General features: G+C 63.9%; 28 protein-coding genes. 6 read left to right on the top strand and 22 right to left on the bottom strand.

All coding sequences use genetic code 11. The features are described 5' to 3' along the window. Positions 1–10 precede the first annotated feature (10 nt). The 20 genes from KW832_RS09020 to KW832_RS08925 form a co-directional block, all read right to left on the bottom strand. A complete protein-coding gene (locus tag KW832_RS09020) occupies positions 11–4,567 on the bottom strand; it encodes a hypothetical protein (RefSeq protein ID WP_218299610.1) in 4,557 nt (1,518 codons plus the stop codon). Between the two features lie 47 nt (positions 4,568–4,614). Then, positions 4,615–4,878 carry a DUF1799 domain-containing protein gene (locus tag KW832_RS09015; RefSeq protein WP_255577642.1) on the bottom strand — a complete coding sequence of 88 codons (264 nt, stop codon included), beginning with the start codon at positions 4,876–4,878 and terminating at the stop codon, positions 4,615–4,617. A 47-nt stretch (positions 4,879–4,925) separates the two neighbouring features. Further along, on the bottom strand, positions 4,926–5,420 hold the full coding sequence (locus KW832_RS09010; protein WP_218299609.1) for a phage tail assembly chaperone: 495 nt from the start codon (positions 5,418–5,420) through the stop codon (positions 4,926–4,928). 120 nt (positions 5,421–5,540) lie between these two features. Beyond that, complete coding sequence (locus tag KW832_RS09005) at positions 5,541–6,203, bottom strand: phage tail tube protein (protein WP_218299608.1); 663 nt, start codon at positions 6,201–6,203, stop codon at positions 5,541–5,543. 170 nt (positions 6,204–6,373) lie between these two features. Beyond that, positions 6,374–6,730: a DUF3168 domain-containing protein gene (locus KW832_RS09000; RefSeq protein WP_218299607.1), complete on the bottom strand. Its 357-nt coding sequence runs from the start codon at positions 6,728–6,730 to the stop codon at positions 6,374–6,376. Continuing rightward, the gene (locus tag KW832_RS08995) at positions 6,727–7,167 is read right to left on the bottom strand and encodes an HK97-gp10 family putative phage morphogenesis protein (protein WP_218299606.1); all 441 of its coding nucleotides are present in this window, start codon (positions 7,165–7,167) and stop codon (positions 6,727–6,729) included. Before KW832_RS08995 ends, KW832_RS09000 begins: the two co-directional genes overlap by 4 nt. Continuing rightward, positions 7,164–7,481: a phage head closure protein gene (locus KW832_RS08990; protein WP_218299605.1), complete on the bottom strand. Its 318-nt coding sequence runs from the start codon at positions 7,479–7,481 to the stop codon at positions 7,164–7,166. The genes KW832_RS08995 and KW832_RS08990 overlap by 4 nt, the downstream gene beginning before the upstream one ends. 2 nt (positions 7,482–7,483) lie before the next feature. Further along, positions 7,484–8,065, bottom strand: coding sequence for a hypothetical protein (locus KW832_RS08985; protein WP_218299604.1), 582 nt, complete (start codon positions 8,063–8,065; stop codon positions 7,484–7,486). Between the two features lie 66 nt (positions 8,066–8,131). Further along, positions 8,132–8,473, bottom strand: a complete 342-nt coding sequence (locus KW832_RS08980) for a hypothetical protein (RefSeq protein ID WP_218299603.1) — start codon at positions 8,471–8,473, stop codon at positions 8,132–8,134. A 65-nt stretch (positions 8,474–8,538) separates the two neighbouring features. Continuing rightward, positions 8,539–9,894 carry a phage major capsid protein gene (locus KW832_RS08975; protein WP_218299602.1) on the bottom strand — a complete coding sequence of 452 codons (1,356 nt, stop codon included), beginning with the start codon at positions 9,892–9,894 and terminating at the stop codon, positions 8,539–8,541. 12 nt (positions 9,895–9,906) lie between these two features. Beyond that, entirely contained in the window at positions 9,907–10,539 is a 633-nt protein-coding gene (locus KW832_RS08970; protein ID WP_218299601.1) for an HK97 family phage prohead protease, read from the bottom strand. After that, positions 10,532–11,749, bottom strand: coding sequence for a phage portal protein (locus tag KW832_RS08965; RefSeq protein WP_218299600.1), 1,218 nt, complete (start codon positions 11,747–11,749; stop codon positions 10,532–10,534). Before KW832_RS08965 ends, KW832_RS08970 begins: the two co-directional genes overlap by 8 nt. Continuing rightward, on the bottom strand, positions 11,746–13,455 hold the full coding sequence (locus KW832_RS08960; protein WP_218299599.1) for a terminase large subunit: 1,710 nt from the start codon (positions 13,453–13,455) through the stop codon (positions 11,746–11,748). Before KW832_RS08960 ends, KW832_RS08965 begins: the two co-directional genes overlap by 4 nt. After that, positions 13,452–14,015, bottom strand: a complete 564-nt coding sequence (locus KW832_RS08955) for a phage terminase small subunit P27 family (protein WP_218299598.1) — start codon at positions 14,013–14,015, stop codon at positions 13,452–13,454. Before KW832_RS08955 ends, KW832_RS08960 begins: the two co-directional genes overlap by 4 nt. Positions 14,016–14,158: 143 nt before the next feature. Continuing rightward, positions 14,159–14,533, bottom strand: a complete 375-nt coding sequence (locus KW832_RS08950; RefSeq protein ID WP_218299597.1) for an HNH endonuclease — start codon at positions 14,531–14,533, stop codon at positions 14,159–14,161. A gap of 317 nt (positions 14,534–14,850) precedes the next feature. Then, the gene (locus KW832_RS08945) at positions 14,851–15,273 is read right to left on the bottom strand and encodes a hypothetical protein (protein WP_218299596.1); all 423 of its coding nucleotides are present in this window, start codon (positions 15,271–15,273) and stop codon (positions 14,851–14,853) included. Further along, positions 15,260–15,589: a hypothetical protein gene (locus KW832_RS08940; RefSeq protein WP_218299595.1), complete on the bottom strand. Its 330-nt coding sequence runs from the start codon at positions 15,587–15,589 to the stop codon at positions 15,260–15,262. The genes KW832_RS08945 and KW832_RS08940 overlap by 14 nt, the downstream gene beginning before the upstream one ends. A 419-nt stretch (positions 15,590–16,008) precedes the next feature. Continuing rightward, on the bottom strand, positions 16,009–18,696 hold the full coding sequence (locus KW832_RS08935; protein WP_218299594.1) for a VapE domain-containing protein: 2,688 nt from the start codon (positions 18,694–18,696) through the stop codon (positions 16,009–16,011). 77 nt (positions 18,697–18,773) lie between these two features. After that, entirely contained in the window at positions 18,774–19,070 is a 297-nt protein-coding gene (locus KW832_RS08930) for a hypothetical protein (protein WP_218299593.1), read from the bottom strand. Continuing rightward, positions 19,067–19,591: a phage regulatory CII family protein gene (locus KW832_RS08925; protein ID WP_218299592.1), complete on the bottom strand. Its 525-nt coding sequence runs from the start codon at positions 19,589–19,591 to the stop codon at positions 19,067–19,069. Before KW832_RS08925 ends, KW832_RS08930 begins: the two co-directional genes overlap by 4 nt. A 279-nt stretch (positions 19,592–19,870) precedes the next feature. Here KW832_RS08925 and KW832_RS08920 point away from each other — a divergent pair, with 279 nt between their 5' ends. Next, positions 19,871–20,092 (top strand): hypothetical protein, encoded by a 222-nt coding sequence (locus KW832_RS08920; RefSeq protein ID WP_218299591.1) that lies wholly within the window; start codon positions 19,871–19,873, stop codon positions 20,090–20,092. Positions 20,093–20,364: 272 nt separating this feature from the next. On the opposite strand, the gene KW832_RS08915 is transcribed toward KW832_RS08920, so the two are convergent. After that, positions 20,365–20,646, bottom strand: a complete 282-nt coding sequence (locus KW832_RS08915) for a helix-turn-helix domain-containing protein (RefSeq protein ID WP_218299590.1) — start codon at positions 20,644–20,646, stop codon at positions 20,365–20,367. Between the two features lie 21 nt (positions 20,647–20,667). Between KW832_RS08915 and KW832_RS08910 the strand changes: the two genes are divergently transcribed. Beyond that, positions 20,668–21,051: a helix-turn-helix transcriptional regulator gene (locus KW832_RS08910; protein WP_218299589.1), complete on the top strand. Its 384-nt coding sequence runs from the start codon at positions 20,668–20,670 to the stop codon at positions 21,049–21,051. Positions 21,052–21,094: 43 nt separating this feature from the next. Here KW832_RS08910 and KW832_RS08905 read toward each other — a convergent pair whose 3' ends face one another. Next, the gene (locus KW832_RS08905; protein WP_218299588.1) at positions 21,095–21,511 is read right to left on the bottom strand and encodes a hypothetical protein; all 417 of its coding nucleotides are present in this window, start codon (positions 21,509–21,511) and stop codon (positions 21,095–21,097) included. Positions 21,512–21,835: 324 nt separating this feature from the next. Here KW832_RS08905 and KW832_RS08900 point away from each other — a divergent pair, with 324 nt between their 5' ends. The 4 genes from KW832_RS08900 to KW832_RS08890 are packed head-to-tail and all read left to right on the top strand — an operon-like array spanning position 21,836 to position 22,924. Further along, positions 21,836–22,090: a hypothetical protein gene (locus tag KW832_RS08900; RefSeq protein ID WP_218299587.1), complete on the top strand. Its 255-nt coding sequence runs from the start codon at positions 21,836–21,838 to the stop codon at positions 22,088–22,090. Further along, on the top strand, positions 22,087–22,650 hold the full coding sequence (locus KW832_RS08895; RefSeq protein ID WP_218299586.1) for a hypothetical protein: 564 nt from the start codon (positions 22,087–22,089) through the stop codon (positions 22,648–22,650). The genes KW832_RS08900 and KW832_RS08895 overlap by 4 nt, the downstream gene beginning before the upstream one ends. Then, positions 22,647–22,775 (top strand): hypothetical protein, encoded by a 129-nt coding sequence (locus KW832_RS25625; RefSeq protein ID WP_255577586.1) that lies wholly within the window; start codon positions 22,647–22,649, stop codon positions 22,773–22,775. Before KW832_RS08895 ends, KW832_RS25625 begins: the two co-directional genes overlap by 4 nt. After that, entirely contained in the window at positions 22,775–22,924 is a 150-nt protein-coding gene (locus KW832_RS08890) for a hypothetical protein (RefSeq protein ID WP_218299585.1), read from the top strand. The genes KW832_RS25625 and KW832_RS08890 overlap by 1 nt, the downstream gene beginning before the upstream one ends. The last annotated feature ends 7 nt before the right edge of the window (positions 22,925–22,931 follow it).

Below are 22,931 nucleotides of genomic sequence, written 5' to 3'. Positions count from 1 at the left end.
CTCTCCCTTGCTATTTCATCGCTATCAGCTGCTCGATGCGTCCGGCCGTGAGTGCCTGGTCCATGCGCAGCCGCTGCGCATCCAGCGCGGCGTCGTCCAGTTGCTCGCGCAGCTGCACCACCTCGCTGCGCAGGCTGCGCACCTCCTCAAGCAGGCTTTGCTCCTGGCCCTGGTGGGGCCCTTGCATCACCTGCAGCATGGGCACTTGCATACCGGCGGCGGGGTTGTAGCGCTCGGGCACCACGGCCTCACCCTTGTGGATGTAGGCCAGCATGTCCTGCGGCACGTAGTTGGTGCCCACGGCCAGCTTGGGCACCGTCACGCCGCGTGCCTTGAGCGTCTCCTCCAGGCTGCCCGCCAGCCAGCCACGCAGGCGGGCTAGGTCCACTGCACTGGTAGCCGTGATCTGCGCCGCTGCCTCAATGGCTTGGGACAGCTGCGGCAGCTTGGCCAGGGCATCCTTGTCCCCCGCGCGGGCCTGGGCCGTGGCGGTGGCAAACTGGGACATCAGCACGTCCTGCAGCACGGGCGAATCCTCTTGCATCAGCCCGCGCAGGCGGCGCACTTCGTCGATCAGCGCGTCGGTCAGATCCTTCATGGCATCGGCCACGCCCCCCATGGCGCTCGACAATCCGCCACTCACGGCAGGCATCGACTTGCTGTTGATGAAGAAGGTGTTCATGCCTTCGTACAAGTCGCCGGTGATATTGCCGAACATCCCCGCAAACTCACCAATGGCACCTTGCACACCCGGGTCACCCAGCACGGCCATGAACTGACTGATGTATTCGCGTGCGGACGTGATGAAGTCAGTGATACGGCCGCCAGCGGCTTCACCGCCAGCCGCCATCGCTGCGCCAGCCTGCGCACCGCCCGAGGCCACCGCCCCCCCAGCGGCAGCACCCCCAGCTGCCACAGCACCACCGGCCACCGCACCGCCCGCAGCCACAGCACCGCCACCCGCTGCGCCACCAATGGCCAGCGAGGTGCCCGACGCAATGGCACCACCCACCAGGCCATTGAGCAGCGGCCCCAGCACGGCAGACATGAGCCCTTCGGAGAGGGCCGATGTCATGGTGTCCAGCACGCCGCCGTAGAACGCCTCTTCAAAACCCTGGCTGGCCTTTTCTTCGGCTTCGCCCCGGCTCGATGAGTTGCGCACCGCATCGCCCATGATCCCGGCCAGACCGCCCGCCGTGATGCCCAGGGCTTCAGCGGCTGAGGCTGCGCCTTCGGTGAGCGCTGCGAATTCGTCGTTCACGCTCAGCAGCACAGCGGCCGCAGCGGCGCCCTCCTCGCCCATGGCCAGCAGCTCCAGCACAAGGGCGCGGAACTCCTCGCGGGTTGCGGGCATCTCCAGCCCCACCTCGGCAAGCGCCTCGGTCACGCGGTCGCGCATGGCGGCCTCGCGTTCTTCTGGCGTGAAGTAGTTCTGCCAGAAGCTGGTCATGTTGGAGCCCAGCGCCTCAAACCCGCCCGAGGCCTCGGCCACAGCCACGGCCACGTCGTAAGCAATGCCCGCCAGGTCTTCCAGGCCCATGTTGCCCAGCGCATCCCGAAAGGCCGTAACCCCAGCAATCTGGGTGTTGATAGCACTCAGCAGCGCATTGGCAGCTTCGTCGCTCAGGGCCTCTGCGTCCACGTCTTCGATCATTTTCTTGACCGATTCCGGGATGTCTGTGGCAGCCTGCAGCGCCTGGATGGTGGACTGCTTCAGATCCAGCGTGAAGTTCTTCAGGGCCGTTTCGTAGTCCGGGCTGTTTGTACTGGTCAACTCGTACAGCGTGCCCGCGTAGTTATCGCCCTGCCCGCTTTCGCCGAAGGCCACACCGTTGGACAAGGTGCCACCGGCAAACACACCGCCCCGGCCCTTGCCCGAGGTCTCCAGCCCTGCGGAGAACCCCGTGACGGTGACGGCGCTGCCCAGGGCCTTGAGTGTTTCGTTAATGCCCCTGGCCGTTCCTGCCACAGCATCACGGATCAGCTGCTCATTCTCTACAGGGTCGCCTTCCAGGCGGTAGGCTTGCCCGTCAATCAATGGGTTGCGCGCACCGCCACTAAAGTCGCGGTCGTACTGCTGGCCCTCATATGTGTAGGTCTCGCCACGCCTGTTGTTGTCAACCTCGCCGTCGTAGGCCACGCCGAACTGGCCACCCACTCGGGTTTCACCGCTGTCAGCCAGCGAAGCAAGCACGGCCACCGCAGCGAGTGCCCAACCCCAGGCAGGTACAGCAGCAAGGGCGCCGGAGATGCCGCCCCCTGCGGCGGCGCCGCCCCCCAGCGAGCTGCCGATGCCTGCACCGATAGTGCTTGCACCGGCGCTGCCTGCGCCGATGCCCAGGCCCGTACCGCCCAGGGTGAGGCCCAAGCCGGTGCCGGTAGCTGCGGCCCCGGCCCCAATCCCCAAGCCACTGCCGATGCCTGCGCCGATGATGCTGCCACCTACGCCTGCGCTCAGGCCCAAACCTGTAGCCGCGCCCCCCAGGCCCAACCAGCTGCCCACGGCGCTACCGATGTTGCCCAGGATGGAGCCACCACCGCCAAACAAGTTGTTGCCCAAGCCCAGCATGGACAGGCCGTTGTTCACCACGCCGCCGATCACGCTGGAGACGGCGCTGGAGATTGGGTTGACGATGAAGCTGATCACCGGCCGCAGCACCAGCGTCTTGAACATGTTCAAGAGCGTGTCGCGGAAGTTGGCTGCAAAGTCCTTGCCGCTTTCAAAGCCGCGCATCAGTGCATCGGTCAGGCTGCCCTGGATGGACTCCGCCATGCGGCGGCTTTCGTCCATGGCCACGCGAGTGCTGGCCGTCAGGCGGGCCGTGGCGGCAGCAGCACGGGCACGGGCGCGTTCTTCCTCACGCTCGGCTTCGTTAAAGCCGGTGTTGCGGTCGATGGCCTCGATCTGCTTTTTCAGATCCAGCTCGATGCGGTAGTGCTCGATGGCGGTGCGCCGGGCCTCTTCGGTCTGCCCCATGAGCGACAGCTCGAACTCCAGCGCATCGGCAGACTCCTGAATGCCGCGCGCATAGTCGCTGACTGCAGCGCGCCCTGCCTCACGGGCCCGGCTGTCTGCCACGTAGGCGGCGTTCAGTTCTTCCTGAATCGCCACCTGTTCCTGGTACACCGCAATCAAGGCCCTGCGCGCATCGGCCTCTGCCTTGGCTGTGGCGGCCATGAAGGGCTGCTTTTTGAGCAGCTCCGCCTGGGCAGCGGTGAGCGCCTCCACATTCACCACGCCGGTCTTGTCGGTGAACACGGCGGTGAGCCGTGCCCAGTCTTCGGCAAACGAGCCGGTCAGGCCCGACAGCTCGGCCATGAGCTTGGCTTGTTCGGACAGCTCCTTGCGGACTTGTTCCGAGGCCTTTCTGGCGGCATCGGCCTGGGCCTTCATGGCGGCCGGGTCGGGCACGTTGCCCACACTGGGCTTCTCGGTTTGCTCAGGCTCGCCCCAGCTGCCCGTGGCGCCGCCCGTGCTGGGCTTCTCGCCCGTCCAAAATTCGCGGACGCCGTCTTTGTAGTTCTGCCAGCCAATGGCCATGAAGCCCTGGCCTGCGGCGCGCCCTTCCTTGAACTTCTTGATCACCTCATTGATGGAGGTGACCATGGGGCCGACCAAGCTGCGCGCCACGTCGGTGGCGTTCTTCGACATCTCGGCCAGCTGCTTGTTGAACTTCTCGGCCTCGGCCGCTTGTTCGGCCGACACGGTGGCCACCAGCCGCCCCTTCTCGGCCAGGTCGTTCAGGAATGGCGCGGCTTCCTTGATGGACTTGCCGAAAAGCTCCTGTACCAGGCGGGCCTTGTTGCCGTCGTCGGCATACTGCGACAGGGCCACTGCCGTCTGGCGCAGAGCCTCGGCAGGGTCGAGCCTGCGCAGTTCTTCAGCGCTCAGGCCGATGGCTTTCAAGGCCAGCTCTTGCGCACTGCCAGGCTTGGCATCGGCCAGCACCTGGTTGAACTTGATCATGGCGCTGCTGACCACGTCCATGCTGGCGCCAGCGCGCAGGGCCACGTCTTCCAGCGCGCTGATGTTCTCGATAGAGGAGCCAGTGGCGTCCTTGATGTCGTTGAGCGCGTCCACGCCATCGTTCACGCTGCGCACAAAGCCCGCAACCGAGCCCACGGTGAGCCCGGCCAGGGCCGATGCGATGGCGCCGCGTGCCAGGGTGGCGGCAGCGCCCAATGACTTCGTGGCATCTGCTGCGTCGTTTGCCTTGCGCTTTGCAGCATCAAGCTGGTCCAGGTAGGGCTTGAGGGCGCCCAGGTCTGCGCCGCGCATGCGGGCAATGGACTCCTGGTATTCCCGCGTAGCGGTGCCGCCAGCTTCGAACGCGGCAATCTGGCGCTGCAGGCTGGCGACCATGTTCTTGGTCACCGAGTCCATCTTGCGGGCGGCGGCCTCGCCACCGGCGCCAATCTTGTTCAGGCCAGCAGCGCCCGCAGCGCCCGCCTTGTCGGCGGCGGGGCCAATGGAGCCCAGCTCGCGCTTGATCTCGCTGACGCCGGACTTGACGCCCGAGGCATCCGCGACAAACTTGATTTCCTGATTGAGGTCTTCGTTGGACACGGCGGGCCTGCGTCAAAAAGAAAAAGACGCCAGCGCACACGTGTGCACTAGCGTCTTTTGGGGGGTGGGAAAAATTCGGTGTAGGCCGCCAGGGCTGCGGCCTCCATCACCTCCAGCTGGTAGCGCAGGTCTTCCCAGTCCTCGGGGTCTGGGGCCTCTCGGTCCAGCAAGGGGTACAGGGCCTCCCAGCGAAAGCCCAGCGGCCTGCCAGATGGGCCATAGGCCCAGCGGCTACCAATGCCGCAGTAGAAGAGCCATGCGCGCTCGTTTTCGGGCCAGACATCGAGCGTTGCCGTGTCGTAGTCCTCCAGCTCGAAGCCCGCCTCGCGGGCTTCGGCCTCTGTGATCGGCGGTTCGATCAGCGCGCGCGCGATGGCCCGGAGTTTCCCAACTGGCCGTGGTACACCGCGCGTTCATAGGCAACCAGCAGCTGGCTCAGCGCACCGCCAAAGTTGTCTTCCAGGTTCTCCAGGCCCTCGGCATCGCAGGGTTCGGGAAGGGTCCACGAGTCCACGATGCCTGCGAAGAACTCGGCGTCGCGTGTGATGCCACGGTCCACCAGGTCTTCCAGGCGGGGGGCAGAGGGCTTGGCAGCTGACGCATCAGCACCGAGCGCCAGGTTGGCCTGCTCGGCTTCGGCCATGGCCTTTTCTGCGGCCAGGATGGCGTCAACATGCTGGCTGCGCAGACGGCTCCAGGCGCGCTTGCCGTGGGCCTTGCAGGTGATGGTGACGCGCACCATCTCGCCATCCAGGCGCTGCAGCTCCAGGTGCACAGGGAACTTGGCGGCCTGGTCGCGCAGGCTGGTCAGCATGGTGACGGGCTTGCTTTTTGCGGTGTTGTCGGTAGACATGGTGATTAGGTTCTTTCTCTCGCTGGGTGGATGAAAAAAGCCCGTGCCCCACCCCGCCGCCCCCAGCGAAAGGGCGAACGGGGCAGAGTCGGTGCTCGGTGTGGGCGGGTAGCCCGGGGGTCAGACGACGGCGGGGGTGGCGTAGCGCGTGCTGCGGGCGTTGCCGGAAACGGCCACCTTGCAGACCACGATCTGGCCGTCGGTCTCGATTTCTTCTTCGTTCAGGTTCACGGTGCAGGGCAGGTAGCTGGTGGCGCCGCTCTTGGCCACCTTGCGCATCACGGTGTCGATCTGCACTTCGGTCAGCTTGCGCAGGGCCAGGTAGCCGGGCGTAGTGATCGCGTCGGCGTCCATGTCGAAGCCACGGTCCACGGCGCTGAAGCCGTCGTTGATCGAGAACTCCTGGTCGGACTCCTGGAACTTGTAGGTGACCTTTTTGGCCTCGCCACCGGAGCTGGTGGGGTTGAGGGTGCTGGTGAGCTGCACCCAGGTGTTGACCTTGACCAGGCTGCCCGCGCCGCCACCTGCCGGGTACAGGGTGAGGCTGGTGGTGTCTGCCTGTTCAAGCACCAGGGTGTCCACCGTGGGCGCCGACTTGACGCGGAAGGCGCGGCGGCTGATGCGCGCCCAGCCGGACTGGATCACGACGATGTCGTTGGGGTTGCAGCTGTGGGCTACACACTGGACAACGGCTTCTGCCGCATTGGAGATTCCCGTGACGACTTTGCTGGCAGCAAATTCGGTGGCGACGGCACTGATGGTGCCGGAAGGGGTACGAGCCATGGTTGGGGCCTTTCAGAAGTGAAAAAACCCACGCGAGGTGGGCAATGGAAACGCCCTCGCGGGCAAGAAAAAAGCCCTGCGGGCTGATGCCTGCAGGGCTTTACGGGGTGGCCTTGCGGCCGTGGTCGGTCAGTGGCTGTGCACACGTGTGCACAGCGGTGGCGCTGCGGCTAGCGCGGGCTCCAGATGCTGAAGTCCTGCCGGTAGCCGCGCAGGCCGTTGTCGGGTTCGTGCGCCGCTGTGCGCGCGCCGATGGGCTTTACCTGCAGCACCGGGTGCGCCACCAGGATCTCCTCCACCTGCTGGGCCAGGGCCAGGGCCTGCAGGCGCGTCTCTGCCCAGCAGGCCAGCTGGTAGCGGCCGTTCTCTGTGGTGGGCAAGGCGCCTTCGGCATACACCGTGCTGACGCCCCCGACCTGCTGGTACACGATGCGCGGCAGCGGTGAGCCCTCGGGCGCCACGTCGGGGTGCACGCGGCCGGACACCAGGGCGCCCAGCGCGACAGGAAGGATGGTTTCGGCGCTCATGACTTCAGTGCTTTCTTCACATCGGCCAGCATGCGGCGCCGGGCGGCCTGGGCGGCCTTGTTGCGCACGGCGTCATACGCAGGGCGCAGGAAGGGCTGGGCCGCCATCTTGCTGGTGCCGTTTTCCACAAACGTGCCGTAGAACGCCTTTGCCTTGTTCCAGCTGGTGCGGTACACCGAACGGCCGGGCGTGCTTTCGTCGTCTGCATACGCCTGGTAGATCGAGTCCCGCAGATTGCCGGGTTGAAACTGCTGCCCGCCCTTGCGCCCGTGTGCCTGGTCAGACACCGGGCAGCGCGCGCGGGCTTCGTCGTAGAACACCTGAATGCCCGCCTGCGCGGCCGGGCGCGTGCTTTCTTCAGCCACCTTGGTGATCTTGTCCAGGCTGGCATCCAGCTTGGAAAAGTCGTAGCTGGCGGACATGCTGGCGCGGCTCATGCCAACACCTCACAGACCAGGTCGGTGTGCTGCCTGCCCACCAGGTCAGGCAGCACGGCCTGGATGGCGTAGACCACCCCGCCGCTGACCACTCGCATGGCGCCGGTAATGTCGGTGCGGTAGCGCGTGCGGATGGAGACCTGCCGCACCGAGGTGACGGCACCGGCCTTGATCGTCTCCAGCCCTGCCCCGCCCCGGATGTCTGCCCAGAACGTGGTGACCTCTGCCCAGCCTGGAATGGGCTGGCCAGCGGCGTCTTGCACGCTGCTGGGGGCCTGCAGGCTGCAGAGGTGTTTGAGCTTGCCCGGGTCCATGGCTACACGCTCCAGATCTTGTAGGTATCCAGCAGGCCGTCCGCAAAGTCTTGCGGCAGTGCGGGCCGCTCGGCACTGCGGCCGCGGTTTTCGTAGAGGTCGGTGAGGGCCAGCTTGATCCACTGCACGATGGGCTTCGGGATCTTGTCGGCGGTGGCGCCATAACCTGCCGTGTACTGGATCTGAACCGCACCGGGCCGCACACGGGTGGCGGGCCAGCTGGTGCCATGGGCGGGCAGCAGCAGGCCAGGCTCTGCCGTGGGCTCCAGCTCATAGGCCGCAGGGTCCAGCGTGGGGTTTGCGCCATCGGGTGCCACGTATTTCACCTGGGTCACTGCGATCACGCGCGGCATGTACAGCTCCACATGGCCACCGCAGGCCGGGAAGCGGTCCAGCGTGCGCTGCCAGGTGGTGGTGAGGAGCGTGCGCTGCAGCCGATCCTCGGCCGCCTGGCGCGCCACCGTGATCAGGGCGGAGATCAACAAGTCGTTGTGCGTCTCGGTCTGCGTCTCGCGCAGGTGCGCCTTGGCTTCGGCCAGCGTGAGCGGCTCTACCGTGGCGTCAATGATTTTGATGGTGGGCATGGTGTGTTCCGCCTTTGGCTTGCGCCCGCCCACCCGTGAGGGTGGCAGGCGCAAGGCGAAGGGAGATCAGGGTTTCGTGGTGTCTGCGGGGCCTGTGCCGGGGCCCGATCCGTTACCGGCAGCGCCCTGCTCTGCCAGAGCTTTTGCCGCAGCTTCGGCTGCCTCACGCTCTGCCTGTTCTTGGGCCTCGCGCGCCGCCTTGTCCGCAGCCTCCTGGGCTTCGCGCTCGGCCTTTTCTTGGGCTTCGCGACTCACCTTGTTGGGCTTGCCGATCCAGCCTTCTTCGGTAGCGACACGCACCAGTTCAGGGTCGGCAGTGTCGGTGTCGATTTCCTCCCCCTTGGGGTAGGTTTTGACTTCGCAGCCGCGATGCGCGAAATCAAACTGCTTGTTTACTTTCAGCTTCATGGCAGTCTTTCAAATGGAAGTGGGTGAACGCGGGGCAGGCAAAAGCCCACCCCGCCGTTCGGGCATCAGGCAGCCGCGAACTTCAGGACCTTGATGGCCTGGCTATCCACCACCATGCCGCCCACGCGCTTCGTCACGTAGAAGCCGACATAGGGCTTGTTCGTGTAGGGGTCGCGCAGGATGCGGGTGCCGATGCGGTCCACGATGGTGTATCCGCGCTTGAAGTCGCCAAAGGCGATGCTCAGGCTATTTGCGGCCTTGGCGGGCATGTCTTCGGCTTCGGTAATGCCGTACCCCAGCAGGGTGGCGGGTTGACCAGCTTCCAGACCCGGGCGCCAGATGTAGTTGCCTTCCATATCCTTGAAGGTCCGCACTTCCGCCATGATGTTCTTGTTCATCACCCAGCGCGCATTGGCGCGCATGCCCGCTTTGAGCTTGTGCACCACGGTGATCAACACATCCGACTTGCTTGCCGCTGCCCAGTCGCCCGCCACGCCAGTGGCCACATGTTCCAGCGTGCCAAAGGCGCGCGCACCGTCTGCTGTTGCTGCAGTGGCGTAGGCCAGGAAGCCCTTGGGCTTCTTCGTGCCATCGCCGGTGACAAAGGCCGCACCTTCTTTTTGAGCGAACTCGGTGTAACACTCGTCCACGATGAACTGCTCAGCATCGAAGAACACATCGTCCAGCATCTGCTGGGTGGCCTGGGGGTAGGCGTAGATCTCGCCCATGAAGGGTGTGACCTGTGCCAGGCTAGCGCCAGAAGTAGCGGTACGGGCGTCGTCTTCGTCCACCCAGCCAGAGGCTGTGCCGCGTGTGTTGACCAACTTCTTGTAGTCGCTGGTGCCTACAGTCTTCACGTTGGCAATTTCACGGATAGGAGACACGTCCACCATCAGGCTAAGGATGTCGCGATCCAGCTCCTCGGGGACGGCAAAGCCACCATCAGCATCGGTGGTGATGTTGTAGGCCTTCTTTTGCAGCTCGGCCAGGTTGCCGTCATCGCCCTTGCGCAGAAAGCTACCGAACGCAGCTTTGTGCTCTGCCTTAGCCGGGTCCGCATCGCCACCAGTGCCAGGCCGGCCTTGTCGCTTTTCGAGGGCCTTGAGCTGGGCCTGGGCATCATCGAAAGCAGTGTTGAGCTTTGCGAGTTTCGCTTCCAGATCGGCTACGGCTTTGCCATCGGCCTTTGCCTTGATCAGTTCATCGTTGGTTCTTTTGAACTCATCAAAGGCTTGGCCCTGCTTTTCCAGCAACTCTTTCAGGCCCTTGCTGTCCAACTCACCGGTCATGGCGAATGGAAGTGCGCCCAGAGCAGCAAGTGCCTCGGTCGGGATGATGGGGTGACCAGCCACAGTGGCAATGGCCATAACGGCGACTGCAGCGAGCAGGCCGATAGTCAGGAGTTTGCGAGATTTCTGCATGGTGTGTTTCTTTCAGTGGTTGAGCAGAGAGGTGTTGCGCTTGATCAGCGCGGCCAGTTCGCCCAGCTCATCGGAATCACTCCGACCTTGCAGGGACTTCACCCGGGCCACGAGGGCACAGGCTTCACGCTTGCTGAGCCCGCCTGCATCGCGCAAGTAGGCTTCGGCATCGGAAAGGGAGGTGATGGCGTCAATCGACTTGACGCCTGAGACGCGGGCAGCGTCATTGGCGGGGAAGGTGACCAGGGATACTTCCCACAGGTCCAGCTTCTTGAGCGTGCGAATGCCGCTCACCTTGTCATAGCTGTCTTCGCGGCTGATGAACCCGATGGACAAGCCGCTCACAGCGCCCATCTTCAGCAGCTCGTAGGCTTCAGCCCCGCGCGCGGTTTTCAGCGCCAGCTTGCCTTCCACATGCAGGCCTACGCTGTCTTCCTTTACCGCCGAATACACACCGATGGGCTCGCCACTGCGGTGCTGCCACAGCAGGGACGGCATACGGCTGGCGAGCGATTCAGCAAAAGCGCCGGGCGCGACGACTTCCTTGTAGCTGTCCACCACGCCGAATACAGAACCGTACCCAGAAAAAAGGCCGTCTTCAGAGACGGCCTTGATCTTGAACGGCATGTCGAGATAGTCACGCATGGTGTTTTTCCTTCGGGTCAGGGGCCGGGTTCAGGTCGGCAGTCAGGTTGATGGGGGTCAGAGGCTCATCTAGTCCCGCGATGGGATTGCGGTCCATCAACTCGCGGGCCTCGTTTCGCGTGAGAACGCCACGCTCGACCAGCTTGCTGAGGTACTCCGCCTCATCCTTCATCGCGCCGCGTAGCAGGCCGCGCTCGGTGAACTTGGGGTAGTAGCCCGCCTTACGGTCTTTGGCGGTGAGCAGGTTGGCTGTAATGGACTGCTCAAAGCGCCCGTACCAGGGCATGAGCGTGTGCACTAGGTGGGCCAGGAACATCTGCTCCGCACTGGCATAGGTCGCTGCCTTGTCGCTGTAGCCGATCATGATTGGCATCACGCGAAAGTACCTGCACACCTCCTCAATCTGGTGCTTGCGGGTCTCAAGGTGCTGCATGTCCACGCCTTTGAAGGCATAGGGGGTGAACTTGGCATTGCGGTCCAGGATCATCGGACGGCCGGTGTTCTCCATACCGCCGTACTCTTTTTCGAGCCAGGCACGCAGGGCCTTGTACTGATCCGCCCCCAGAGCGCCGTCCACGCTGTACAAGCCAGATGGCGCCACCGAGTTACGGTGCATGCGGCTGTGGTGGTCTTCGGCCGCGATGCTCAGACCGATAGCCTCCCGCGCAATCCTCATCACGTCCAAACCTTCGTACCCGTTCCAGCTCGGGCCCCGAAGCATCCAGATGGCTTCTTGCGGAAACTCCTTTTGCCCCCCTTTGGGAGAGGTGACCTGGTGCACCAGGCGGTAGTCGCTTTGTTGCTTGGTTGTTACCGATCCAGGCTCCAACGGAATCAGTTCGATAGGCGCTCCGAGGGAGTCGCGCACCACAAATACCTTGGCAGCACCACACAATGCGGCGTGCCATGTCATGGTCTCGCGAAGTTCAAAGCTGCTCATCCAGTCGTTTGGCTTAACGTGCAGCAGCTCGTGCAGTGGGTGGTCCACCGCAGTGCGCTTGTCCCGGCCTTCACCCAGCATGAGCTTCAGCGGCACCTGAGCTACCCCCTCGCCCAGCACGCGCAGGCAACCGAACACGGTGGCCACCTGCAGGGCCTGCAGGCGCCCGACGCGCACTCCGGATTTCACAGGCGCTGACAGGCCAAACTCCTGCGCCAGGTCTGTGACCGAATAGCTTTTTCGGCTGAATAGACGGGTGAGGATGTTCACGTTGTTTCCCAGAATGATTTTTCGGTTTGCACCGTGCCCAATGCCCGCCCCAGGGCCATCAGCATCGACAGCACGCCGTCGATCTTGTTTTCGTCGCGTTCTTTGGTGGGCTGCATTAGCTCGTTGAACTTCGACTTCTTGACCACCAAGTTGCTGACCATCCAGGCCACCACTGGGTTGCCTTCATGCTGCAGCTGGCCCTCCAGCACCAGGTTCTCCACCTGGATCAGTGCCGGGGTAAAGAACATGGCGCGCTGCGCGATCTCGACCAGCGGCAGTCCTTCCTCGATCAACTTGCCCACGAAATACATGGACAGCGCCGGGTCGAACGCGATCTCCTGCACGTCGAATCGGCGGCAGTACATGCGCATGTCATCGGCGATGCAATCGAAGTCGGTGAGCGCGCCGTCCGTCACCACCACGTAGCCTTGGCGCGCCCAGCCAGCCAGATGGGCGTTTCCGCTTTCCTGCACCGCCAGTTCGTTCAAGTACAGACGTGTGCACACGTTCCACACGGTTACGGGGACATGCACACCATCTGGGCCGGGCCGCCGCACTTCGGACTGCCACGCGAGTGTGAGCGCGGCAAAGTCCTTCTTCTGCGCGAGGTCCAGGCCCATGTAGACCTTGGAGCCGTCCGGGATGGCGGCAATGCTCAGGTCTGGTGCGGCGCACTTCTCCCATGCCCGCATGTCCATCCACGGGCTTTCGCCGCTGACCCACACATTGAGGCGTTTGGTCAGGAAGTTGGACAGCGCGCTGGGCATGGCCATGGCCTTGCTGGCCTGCGCCTGCAGCTCATCGAGCTGCACCGACTTGCCCAGGTTCGGGTTGGCCTTGATCCACACGCTCGGGTCGAAGTGGTCATCGCCATCGTCCAACGTGTAGATGATGCCGAACACCCGTTCGTCCTGGACCACTCGGTCCAATATCTTGGTGACGTGCGTGCGCCGTTCGTAGCAGATGCCGCTGCGGTCGGTGCCTGCGGTGGTGATGGTCCACAGCAGCGACTGCTCACGCGCGCCGCGCGCGCTGTCGATCACGTCATATACCGCCCGCGTCTTGTGCGCGTGCAGCTCATCGAGCAGCGCGAAGTGCACGTTCAGGCCGTCCAGCGTGCTGCCTTCAGCGGCCAGCGGCGCGGCCTTGCTGCTGGTGTGGGCCACCGTCAGGCTGTGCTGCATGATGGCCACGCCCAGGTGGGTGCGCAGGCCGGGCGAGCGCTCGGCCATGGCTTTGGCGTCATCGAACACGATGCGCGCCTGGTCGCGGGTGGTGGCCGCCGTGTAGCACTCGGCGCCGTGCTCACCGTCTGCGGACAGCATAAAGAGCAGCAGGCCGGAGCCCTTGGCACTTTTGCCATTCTTGCGGGCCTCCTCCTCGTACGCCTCCAGGAAGCGGCGCAGCCGCGTCTCGCGGTGCACCCACCCGAAAACGGTGGTGAGGATGAAGCACTGCCACGGTTCCAGTTCCAGCCGCTTGCCTTCGCGCGCCCACTTGCCCTTGATGTGGGGCAGCAGCTCGATGAAGGCGCACGGGCGCGATGCCCGCTCGGCATCGAACACCCAGGGCCAGTCTTCACTGGGCTCGCGCGCCAGGTCATCCACCTGGCGTTGCACAGCCAGGCGGACCCATTTGCAGGTGGGGATCGTGCCGCCGAGAACATCGCGCATGTACTGGTGCGCGCGCTCGACGTATTCGTTCATCGGTTCGGGTTGGTGAACATGGCGAAGCCCTGGGGCTTCGTTTCTGGTTTGGGGTCAATGCCGGGCAGAGTGGGCTGCACGTAGTTGCTGGCCTGCACACGGCCACGGGCCGCAGGGCTCAGGCCAAAGTGCATGAGGTAGCGGTTGAGCTGCTCGCGGTGCTTACCGATCAGCTGCACAATCACGCTCTGCTGGGCGTAGCCGCTGGGGGTGGTGGCATAGCTGGCCTCATACACGGCATCGGCATAGTCCATGCCGCCGTTCACTTTCGCCTGCACCTTGCCGTTGAAGGCCATCTCCAGTTCGGCCAGCCGTCCTGCAGCCTGGCAGTACAGCGCCAGCGCCGCACGGTCCAAGCCGCTGATCAGGCCCAGCTCCTCCAGCAGCGGCGTGATGCGCTTCCACTCCTTCTTCGCTTCGATGCCCAGATGCTTGGGCGGGCTGGGGATCTCGATGCGGGGATTCACCCCTGCAGCCAAGTCCAGTGCACGCTTTCCAGCGTTGCCCTCCAGCAATCTCAGGGCCGCAGGCTTCGGCAGCGGGCCACGTGAACCAGACATATCAACCTCCTATTGCCCCAGGCGGGGTACCCCCCCTCCCAAAACCTGCGCACGCAAAAATTTGGGGAACCGGTCGGTTTCCAGGTTGAGGGCTGGGAAGTTTGGACACCCCCCTCCCCCTGGCCGACCGCGCGGGGCCGGGGTCAGCCCTCGCGGTAGTTGCCCCAGGCGCGGCGCACACCGCGCGCCGACTCGGCCTTGGTCTTCACCGTGTGACAGTCATCACAAATCGATTGCTCATTGGTCGGGTCATCTGCACCACCTTCGGCCAATGGGATGCGGTGATCACGGATGGTTGCGAGCGTCACGCGCCCAGCCTCTTGGCATGGTTCGCACAGCGGCTTGCGCCTGAACAGATCAGCACGCATGGCCTGCAGCCTGCGCCCCGTGATCCGCTTGGTCTCCTTGGCAGGTGTGGCCCAGGCCTTCTTCGGATGCCTGGGGCAGCGGCTGGTGCCGTCACGCACCAACACCCCGCAGCCGGGATGACTGCAGGGGCGCGGGGCGGCAATTGGCATGGGAACGTGTTGTTGCAGGGCTTCCACCTGGCTGCCAGCCTGGGAACTGCGGCTGTCTACCCCTCAGTTCGAGCCTACACATGACCAGGCGGGTGCCTCCAGAGGATCTCGCGATCTACCTTCGCAGGCTTGCCGACGGTCGCCGAGGTGCAGGGCTTTCCAGTTCGCTTCGGGCGCATTCGGATTGACCAAAGAAAAACCCCGACAAGCTCAACACTTGCCGGGGTTCCCACTTGATGCATTGCGGGTGGAGGCGCAATACACACACAGTGCCTGAAATGTACCCAAAAGGTCTAAGGAGCAGAACTCCCTTTTGGCTATGGCGCCCTAGCCTTTGCATCGGAGGCCTGCGCTGCAATCCGCCTCCGCTCATGCTCCTCAGCCCGCGCCTCAAGCCAGGCGGCAATGGCATGGTCTGCCCGCTCAAGCTGCGCCTTGATAGTGGATGGATCGCGCTGCATTCGCTGCGCCGTCTCCCTGATACCCAGATCTTTCAGGTAGATGCACTCCAGCGTCACAAACAGATGGCCCTTGCCCAGCTTCAGCGCACGCACCGCCTCATCTGTCAGCGCCGCCTCCTCATCCTCCACCGGGATGGCCACATGGTTGTATGACCCACGAGACCACACCTCACTGGCCAGCACCGACCGCGTTGCAAAGCCACGCCCGCCGCTGGCACCGCGCGATGACCAGATGGCCCAGTTCTCCAGCCGCCGCTGAATGTGCTTAAGCCGTGCCATAGGTCCGCGCCTCATCGTCCGTCATCGGAAAAATGCACACGTATGCACAACCGAACCGCACCAGAAACTGCGCCAGGTGCTGCATGCGCGGGTCACTGCGACCAAACGGCGTGCCCACCACATGCCCCGCCTCCAGCGCGTAGAAGCAACCCGGCTCGCCCCGCAAACCCCGGCGCACCAGCGCATATGCCTCGGGTCCGATCTGCGCCACCTTGTCTTCAATGGACTGCCTCACATTGGGCATGCTGGACTTGATCACCTGCAGCCGCTGATCCACCAGCGCCTTCATGCCGTCCTGCGTTTGCTGCTCTGACATAACTGCCGCTCCTTTCCGGGCCGTCCACCCGTCCACCTTTTCTATAGACCTCACACACATAAGCGGAAGTCCGCACGCGCGGGCACGAGCACATGCGCACCCATCCGCCTGCGCCCACATCAAGGGCGCTCACGATTCATTCAGACAATGCAGCGGCTTCGACTGGTGAAATGGCCCAATGGCCCACCGCCGCGCACTCCATGGCAAACCCTGGACGGCTGGACGGCACGCACACGCATGCACCAGCGCCAGGCGCCTGAACAGGTCAGGGCTATGTCATGGGCCACCCGCCTACGCGCAACGACATCCCCGCCACCACACCGCAACGCTGGCCGCGAATCGCGCCTCCAGACAGCGTTGCGCCATGGCGCGTTTCAAGCACCTGCGGCTTTTCCGGCGCTGTGCGCGCCGATCCCTGCCTACAGAGGTGCATAGTCGTCGTCCCCTGCCCAAGGCGCTGCAGCGGCGCCCGTGGCATCTTGTGGTCCGGTATCAGTACCTGCGCCCTGCGCCAGGTCATCACCGTCCTGTTCCTCATCCGGCTCAAACGGCGGAGGCCACGCAGCTGGCTGCTTGAAGCCCCGCCTGCGCTGGCCGCCCCCTTCTCGGGTCGGCTCCCATCCGTTTTCAAACAGCCAGTCCCGCACAGCGCCGTCAAGCATGTTGCTGGACTTGCCCGGGTCAGCGCCCAAGGCCTGCACCAGGTCCGGTATGGTCACGAACTGCGTGAGCACACTCAGGCCCTGAGTGGCCTTGCCGTCCGTGTTGGTGATCCCTTCGCGCGTCAACAGCGACCACAGCCGCCCCTGCACGCTGGTTTCCACCAGACGCTTGTCCTGCTCAGGCTTGAAATAGACGCGCTCCTCCTCCGGGTCGGGGTGATACCGCTCCCCGGCTTCGATCAGAGCAAGCGCCTCGGCAAAGAGCTGCCCCCTGAACTTCTGCAGCCACTCCAGATTCGTGCGGCCGCCCACCAGCACCGGCCAAAAGCGCCGGTTGCCCGTGATGTCGAAAAGGTACTGACGCTTGTTCGTGGTGCACCAGATCACGCACTGGCGCGGGTGCTCCTGCACATAGCGGCCATAGGCGCCCCGGTAGCGGTCCGTCTCGCTCGAAAAGAACGCCTTCACCGCCTCGCTGTCGGCACGCCTGAAGGCCGTCATCTCCGACAGCTCATAGGCCACGATGCCGCTGAGCTGCTCCATGCCGTCCTTGCCGCTGCCGATATCGAAGTGAGTGTCCGAGAAGAACTCCTTGCCCACCAGCGTGCGCACCAACGATGACTTGCCAATGCCGCCTTTGCCTTCCAGAACCACCGAGTAGTCGAACTTGCAGCCCGGCGTCATCACCCGTGCCACATGCCCCATCACAATGAACTTGGACACCAGCTGCAGATAGCGCAGCAGCTTGGGCTTCATCTCTGCGGGCTTCATCCCCAGCACGTGAATCAGCCACTTCTCAAGCCGTGGCTTCTGGTCCCACACCTGGGCCCGCAGCCAGTCGCGGAATGGGTGAATGCGGTTCTCATCCGCCGCCACGTTCACGGCCTGTTCGCAGGTCTGCGCGCTGGCCTCGCCCGTGCCGTAGTAGGTCTCCACAAAGTTCGCCAGCCGCAGCACATCGGCATCCACCAATGGCCCAGGCGCCTCGCGCCAGGGGAAAGCCTTCACCGCAATCGGCCGCTCCCGCAGTTCGTCATAAGCCACGCAACCGGCCAGGCCTGGTGCACAGCGCAGGGCCTCGATCAGCAGGCCCCGGCGCGGCCGCAGCAGCCACCGGCCACGCAGGCGCAGGCGTGCCACCTCATCGTCCAGCAGGATGCCGAACGGGTCATCGTCGCCATCATCACCACCGCCCCCACCTGGGGCCGGACTGGCGCTAGCCGAGGGTTCGCGATTTTTTGGCGGCGCGCCACCAGCAGCTGCAGGCGCAGGTGCCGACACATCGGCCAGCAAAGCCCTGGCCGTGCCAAAGTATGCAAGCACGCGCTCACCGTCCCAGCCGTCCGTCTCGATGGCGTCCCGGCAATCCCAGCCCGAGGGCTTCACACCAGGCTTGTCCACGGGCAGCAGCTGCACCGTGCAGCCGTGCGTATCCCGCAGCAGCGCACCAATGCCCAGCATCGCCTTCATGCCCGGCTGCGCATCAAAGGCCATGTACGGCTGGCGCAGCTTCAAGGCCTCGCGCTCCTCATCGGTGGTGCAAGCCTTCAGCTCATCGCGGGGCGGCTTCTCGCGCAGAGAATCGCAGTCGGGCCACATGATCACAGTGCACCCGGCCAGCCACTCCCACATAGCCTTTTGCCATGCGTTCGACCCGCCCGGCCAGCTGGCCACGCAGTACACACCGGGCGCAATCGCATCGAGCAGGGCCTGCAGGCAATCCGCCTTGCGCTCCCCCTCCACCAGCACCACGGTGCGCCCATTGGGCAACTGGCCGCCCGGGAAATACAGCGGCCGAGGGTCCGCCCAAAACCGCCACTTCCAGGTCTCGGTGCCATCCATCAGGCTACGCGCGTACGTATACGGAATCGTTACCTTGTCGCCCGCGCTGTCGATGAAGCGCACCACAAACCCATACAGGTCATCACCCACCTGGTAGCGCGCCGTGTGGTCAATGCGGTCCTTGCTACGCTCCTTTGCATAGTGCACAAAGGTGGGCGGCAAATGGTGCGCGGGTGCGGGCTTGATGGTCTCCCACTTCTCCGACTCCTTCACCGGCTTGGGTTCTGGCGCGGGCCGTGGTGGCTTAGGGGCAGGTGCAGCACCGCCTGCAGGTGCCATCACCAGCCCGGCCACACTCTCCAGGCCATACTCCCGCGCCACCTGAACAGCAGCCTTACCCTTCGATAGGTCGTGAATAGCTGCATACAGGTCAAGCAGATCGCGCCCGCTTTCCCCGGTGGAGAAATCCTTCCACAGCCCACTCTCGACATTGATGGACAGGCTGCTACCGCTGTCGCCAGACAAAGACCCGCAGGTGTATTCCTTGCTCTGCGGGTTGTACTTGCCGTGCGGAAGCCACTCCTCCAGCAAAGAGAGTGCTGTGCGCTGCAGCGCGTCCGCAAGCTCGGCCCACTTGATAGGCGGCAATGGCTCCCGGCTCATGCAGCCACCACCAGGCACGCACTACAAAACCCGGCGTCTCCACCACCGGCGGCATCTTGTTGCAAAGTCATGAGGTGTCAGCCGCCCCATACCCGCAGCACGCTGCTCAAGTCCACAAACCCATCATCCTGGTCATCACGCACCAGGGCGGCAGGCACATACTCGGCCACCGGGCGGTTTCGGTAGTCCACCCGTCGCTGGCGCGCAATGCGCACCTGCCCGGCGCGGCTCATGTGCTTTACGGTGTGCGTGGCAGCCTTCAGGCCCACGCACGCCACCGCCGCCATCTCCCGCAGCGTAGGCCCCCGGTCAGGCGTCGCCAGCTCGCAGCAGGCATCGAACAGCGCCACGCGCACTTCACCGGCGGGCCTCATGCTGCACCACCTTTGGCTGCAGAGGCCACACGCACAGCCTCGGCCAGATCCAGCAGCTCGCGCACCTCGCTCATCGCCTGGGCAATCAGCGCATCGGCCTCCTGGCCGTCCACCTTGCCATCGGCAATGCTGCGCAGGCCCAGCTCAGCCAGGCGCCCGCCCGACACATTGTTTTGCAGTAACTTGTGCTGCAGCTGCTGCACCGCATCCTGCGGGCTAGCCCCTTCGCCATCAGCCACCACCGCAACCGCCAGACCAAACCGGGCATTGAAGGCATGCAGCCAATCCAGGGCATCAGGCCGATGCAGCTCCTGCATCCACTCCGTCAGCAGCTCGGCAATCTCCAGGCTGATCGAATCCCCATCCACGCCCCGCAGCTTTGCGCGCAAGGTCTCGGCATGCATGCTGCGGCCGCGCCGCTTGGTCAGGAAGGCCGCAGCGTCCACCACATTGCCGGGGCATGCCCGCACGCTGTTGTAGAGCACATCACGCCAGTCGGTTTCAGAGTAGCGACAGGTCATCGGGAACACCTTGAAATTGCAAACGGATCAGGCTGGCGCGCAGGGCCTGCAATGCAGACACTGCAGCCATGAGGGAAAACAACAGAGGGAAAAGAACGCACACCACCACGCAGCCGCACAAAGCGCCGCGCACCTGCCCGCGCGCGGCACACCATGTGTGTGGGGTAAGGAGGCTCCCCGGCAGCGCGGCCTGGGGCGTGGTGGGTGCAAAAACGGGTGCCCGCCCGCTCCTGGCATACGATGGAAGCTCCTACACAACCAACACCAGAAGGGGCAGACATGGCAACCGAGGCACCAAAAAAGGCACCGTTCGATGTGTCGTTCGACAACGGCATGGCGCACGTCAAGCGCGAGTTCACATTCCAGACGGCGCAGATCAACTTCAACATCTCTCTGCCGATCCAGGACGAGATGACCACGGTGACGGTGGCAGACCTTCACCAGCGCTCCGTTCGTCGGGCGATCGAGCTTCTTCAGGGCTTGATCCCTCAGGAAAAGTAGGCATACCAAGAGCGTCGATCCCAGTGGGCTCGGCGCCATACGCCCGCGCGCGGGTAGCAATACAGGCGGCTTTGAACAAGCGGATCTCCGCAAGCCTGGCGCGTTCTCGTAAACGTGCGGATGGCTTTTCTCCAGAGCGCGCGGGCACGAGCCCAGCCGCCGCACCCTGCCGAAGCTCACTGACCGTCGCAGGCCAGTGCCCCGCCACCGCGCGGGCCGCGCGCATCCTGCCAATGGATGCCATGGCGCGGGCAGATGGCCCGGGGAGCGCGCTACGCATGGGCCACCTCCCCAGCATTCGGGGCGCCAGCAGGCCGGGCCACGTGAATGCCGTGCTCTGTAGCCAGGCGATCAGCGCCGCCCGCCAGATCGATCAAGGCGACCGCCGCGCTGTAGCGCGGCTCGGGCAGGCTGCCATCAGCAATTCGGCAGATGGTCGATTGATCCACACCCGCCTTTTCGGCCAGCTTTCGCTGGCTGAAACCTTGCGCTTTGAGTAGTCGAATGATTTGTGGCCACATAGCAAAATGATGCATCAGTGCATTATCACACATGATGCATCAACGCATCGCTACATGCAAGCCTTTCCTGAAAATGCGTGCATGCATGAACAGACGCGCGAGATCATCAGAAAACTGATGAAGGAAAACGACATACGCAGCGAGCGGCAACTGGCCATCGACTGCAACATGTCGCAGACCACGCTCAACCGTTTTTTGAAAGGCGAGACCGACTCGCTCGACTTCATGCACCTGCAGACGCTGGCGCACTACTTTGGGCTGACCGTCTCCCAGCTGATCGGGGAGACACCCTTTGACGAAGACCGCAAGGTCCGCGTCGTCATGCTGGCCATGCAGCAGATGCCCGAGTACAAAAAAGACGTGTTAGTAGCGACTAGCTCTGCGCTTAATGAACCAGCCGGTGACAACGGCCATCCAAAAATCGCCAACGGGCACTGAGCCCACCAAGCCGCCCCCACCACCAGGGACGCGGCAGCGCTGGCTAAAGCGCGTGCCGGATTGACATCATGTTGGTCACCGACTTACCCGCGCAATCTGCATTCCACTTGCCCAGCTTGTAGTCACGCTTAATGACGGCATGCTCTGTGGTCACAGCATTGAAGCTGTTGGTGCCCCGGTACTCAACGCACAGTGGCCCACCGTTGTCCACCAGCACTGCGGACACCAGCTCGAATGAGGCCGGGTTCTTCATCGTCGCCTTGAGCGCTTTGACGGCCAGCACCGCAAACTGGAACTCCTGCTCTTTTTTGGCCTTTTCAGCAGCCATCGCCGCACGCTGCTGAGGGGAAAGCGCCGCCTCAACGGCAGCACGCTCTTCAGCCTCTCGCTCCCGATCGGACTTGCCAAACACGAGCAGGGCGATGATCAATGCAAGGGCTATCCCGCCCACGATCAGCACAGCTTGGCTCTTGGTCTCAGCCCGGGCCGCAGCAGAGGTAGCGGGCGCAAAGCTGACCGCCCCGCAGCCCGGGCAAGCCGTCGCCCCCGTGCTCACTGCATGGCCGCACTCAACACACTTCACCAATGCCATAGCCCCTCCCTGTTCAGTCCCTCCAACGACTATTACATGTATTTTTTGAAATTGATGCACCAATGCATTGACACTTAATGATGCACTGATGCATCATGCGCCCGTCGTTCACTCAAAACGAGGGCAGCAATGCAACCCCACCCCACCCCCAGTGCACACGTGTGCACAACCCTACCGCCGGGCAATCTGCCCATGCGGGACCCTTACTTAAACATCAGCGCGCCCACCATGCTGGCGCTGGAGAGCCAATGCGGCAGGGTGAAACAGTTTTTCATTCGCCAGTTCGCGGCCAAGTTCCCCCCGGTGCCCATCGGCACTTGGTCGATAAATGAGACGCGCATTGACGAGGACGGCGAAGCCTGGATAAAGAAAGATCAGGGTATCCACTACGTGGTGGACGACTTCGGCTTTCTGGCGCGGGTTGATGGCAACGGCGGTGCAGCATGAGCAAGGTCGCCACCAACCAGGCGCTGCTCAAGGCACTGGGCATCGACCAACCGCTGATCACCGCCGTTCAGATCAACATGCAGCCCGAAAAGCTGCCGGTGGTCACCATAGAACGCCTCATCGACAGCGACGCCATGCTGCATGAGGTGTCGCACTTCGACCTTGTGCTGCGCGAAGAGGCCGAACCAGCACCAGCGCCCGCCCCCGCGTTTGACCTGGACGCCATGTGCACCGCCGCCCGCCAACGCGTGGCCGAGACCGTTGCGCTCTCCACTGGCTATGCACTGGGCCAGCAGTTTGCGGAGAGCAGGCAAATCCGCATGCGCCTGGGCAAAGCCTGCGAGCGCTACAGCGCCGAAGCCAAGCAAGCAATCGAGCGCATGGCCTTTGACAAGTACATCAAAGACCTTGTGCGGGACATGAAAGCCACAGGTGTGTTTTCCGGGCTGGCTGGCTTGTCCGCTTTGGGTGGCGTGACCAGACCAGGCCTCGCCAAAGCAATGGCCGACTGGCCCCGCTTCAACTCCATCGGTTTTGATTTTGGAAGGGACAACAAATGATCCCCTGCACCATCACCGTGGGCGCCCTCACGTACGCGGGCCTGTTCCCCAGCACCTGTGCGGCCGTCATCGACGCCATGGACCGCTTCCCCGGCGCCACCCGCATCACCGCGAGGCCGCTGTAATGAGCGCCCCCATCCAGCTCATCCGCCTGCGCACCCGTCGCACCCGGCACCAGGGCCTGCGCATTGCCGCCCGCATCGGCATGGGCGCCCTGCGCGTGGCCGTGTTCGCCACGGTCTTTGCCTCGGTGTACCTGCACCTGCCCCGCTGATAGAGGC

It is taken from the genome of Acidovorax sp. sif0632 (genome assembly GCF_019218805.1).
Taxonomy (GTDB): domain Bacteria; phylum Pseudomonadota; class Gammaproteobacteria; order Burkholderiales; family Burkholderiaceae_C; genus Acidovorax; species Acidovorax facilis.
This window is presented reverse-complemented; position numbering and strand designations above follow the sequence as displayed.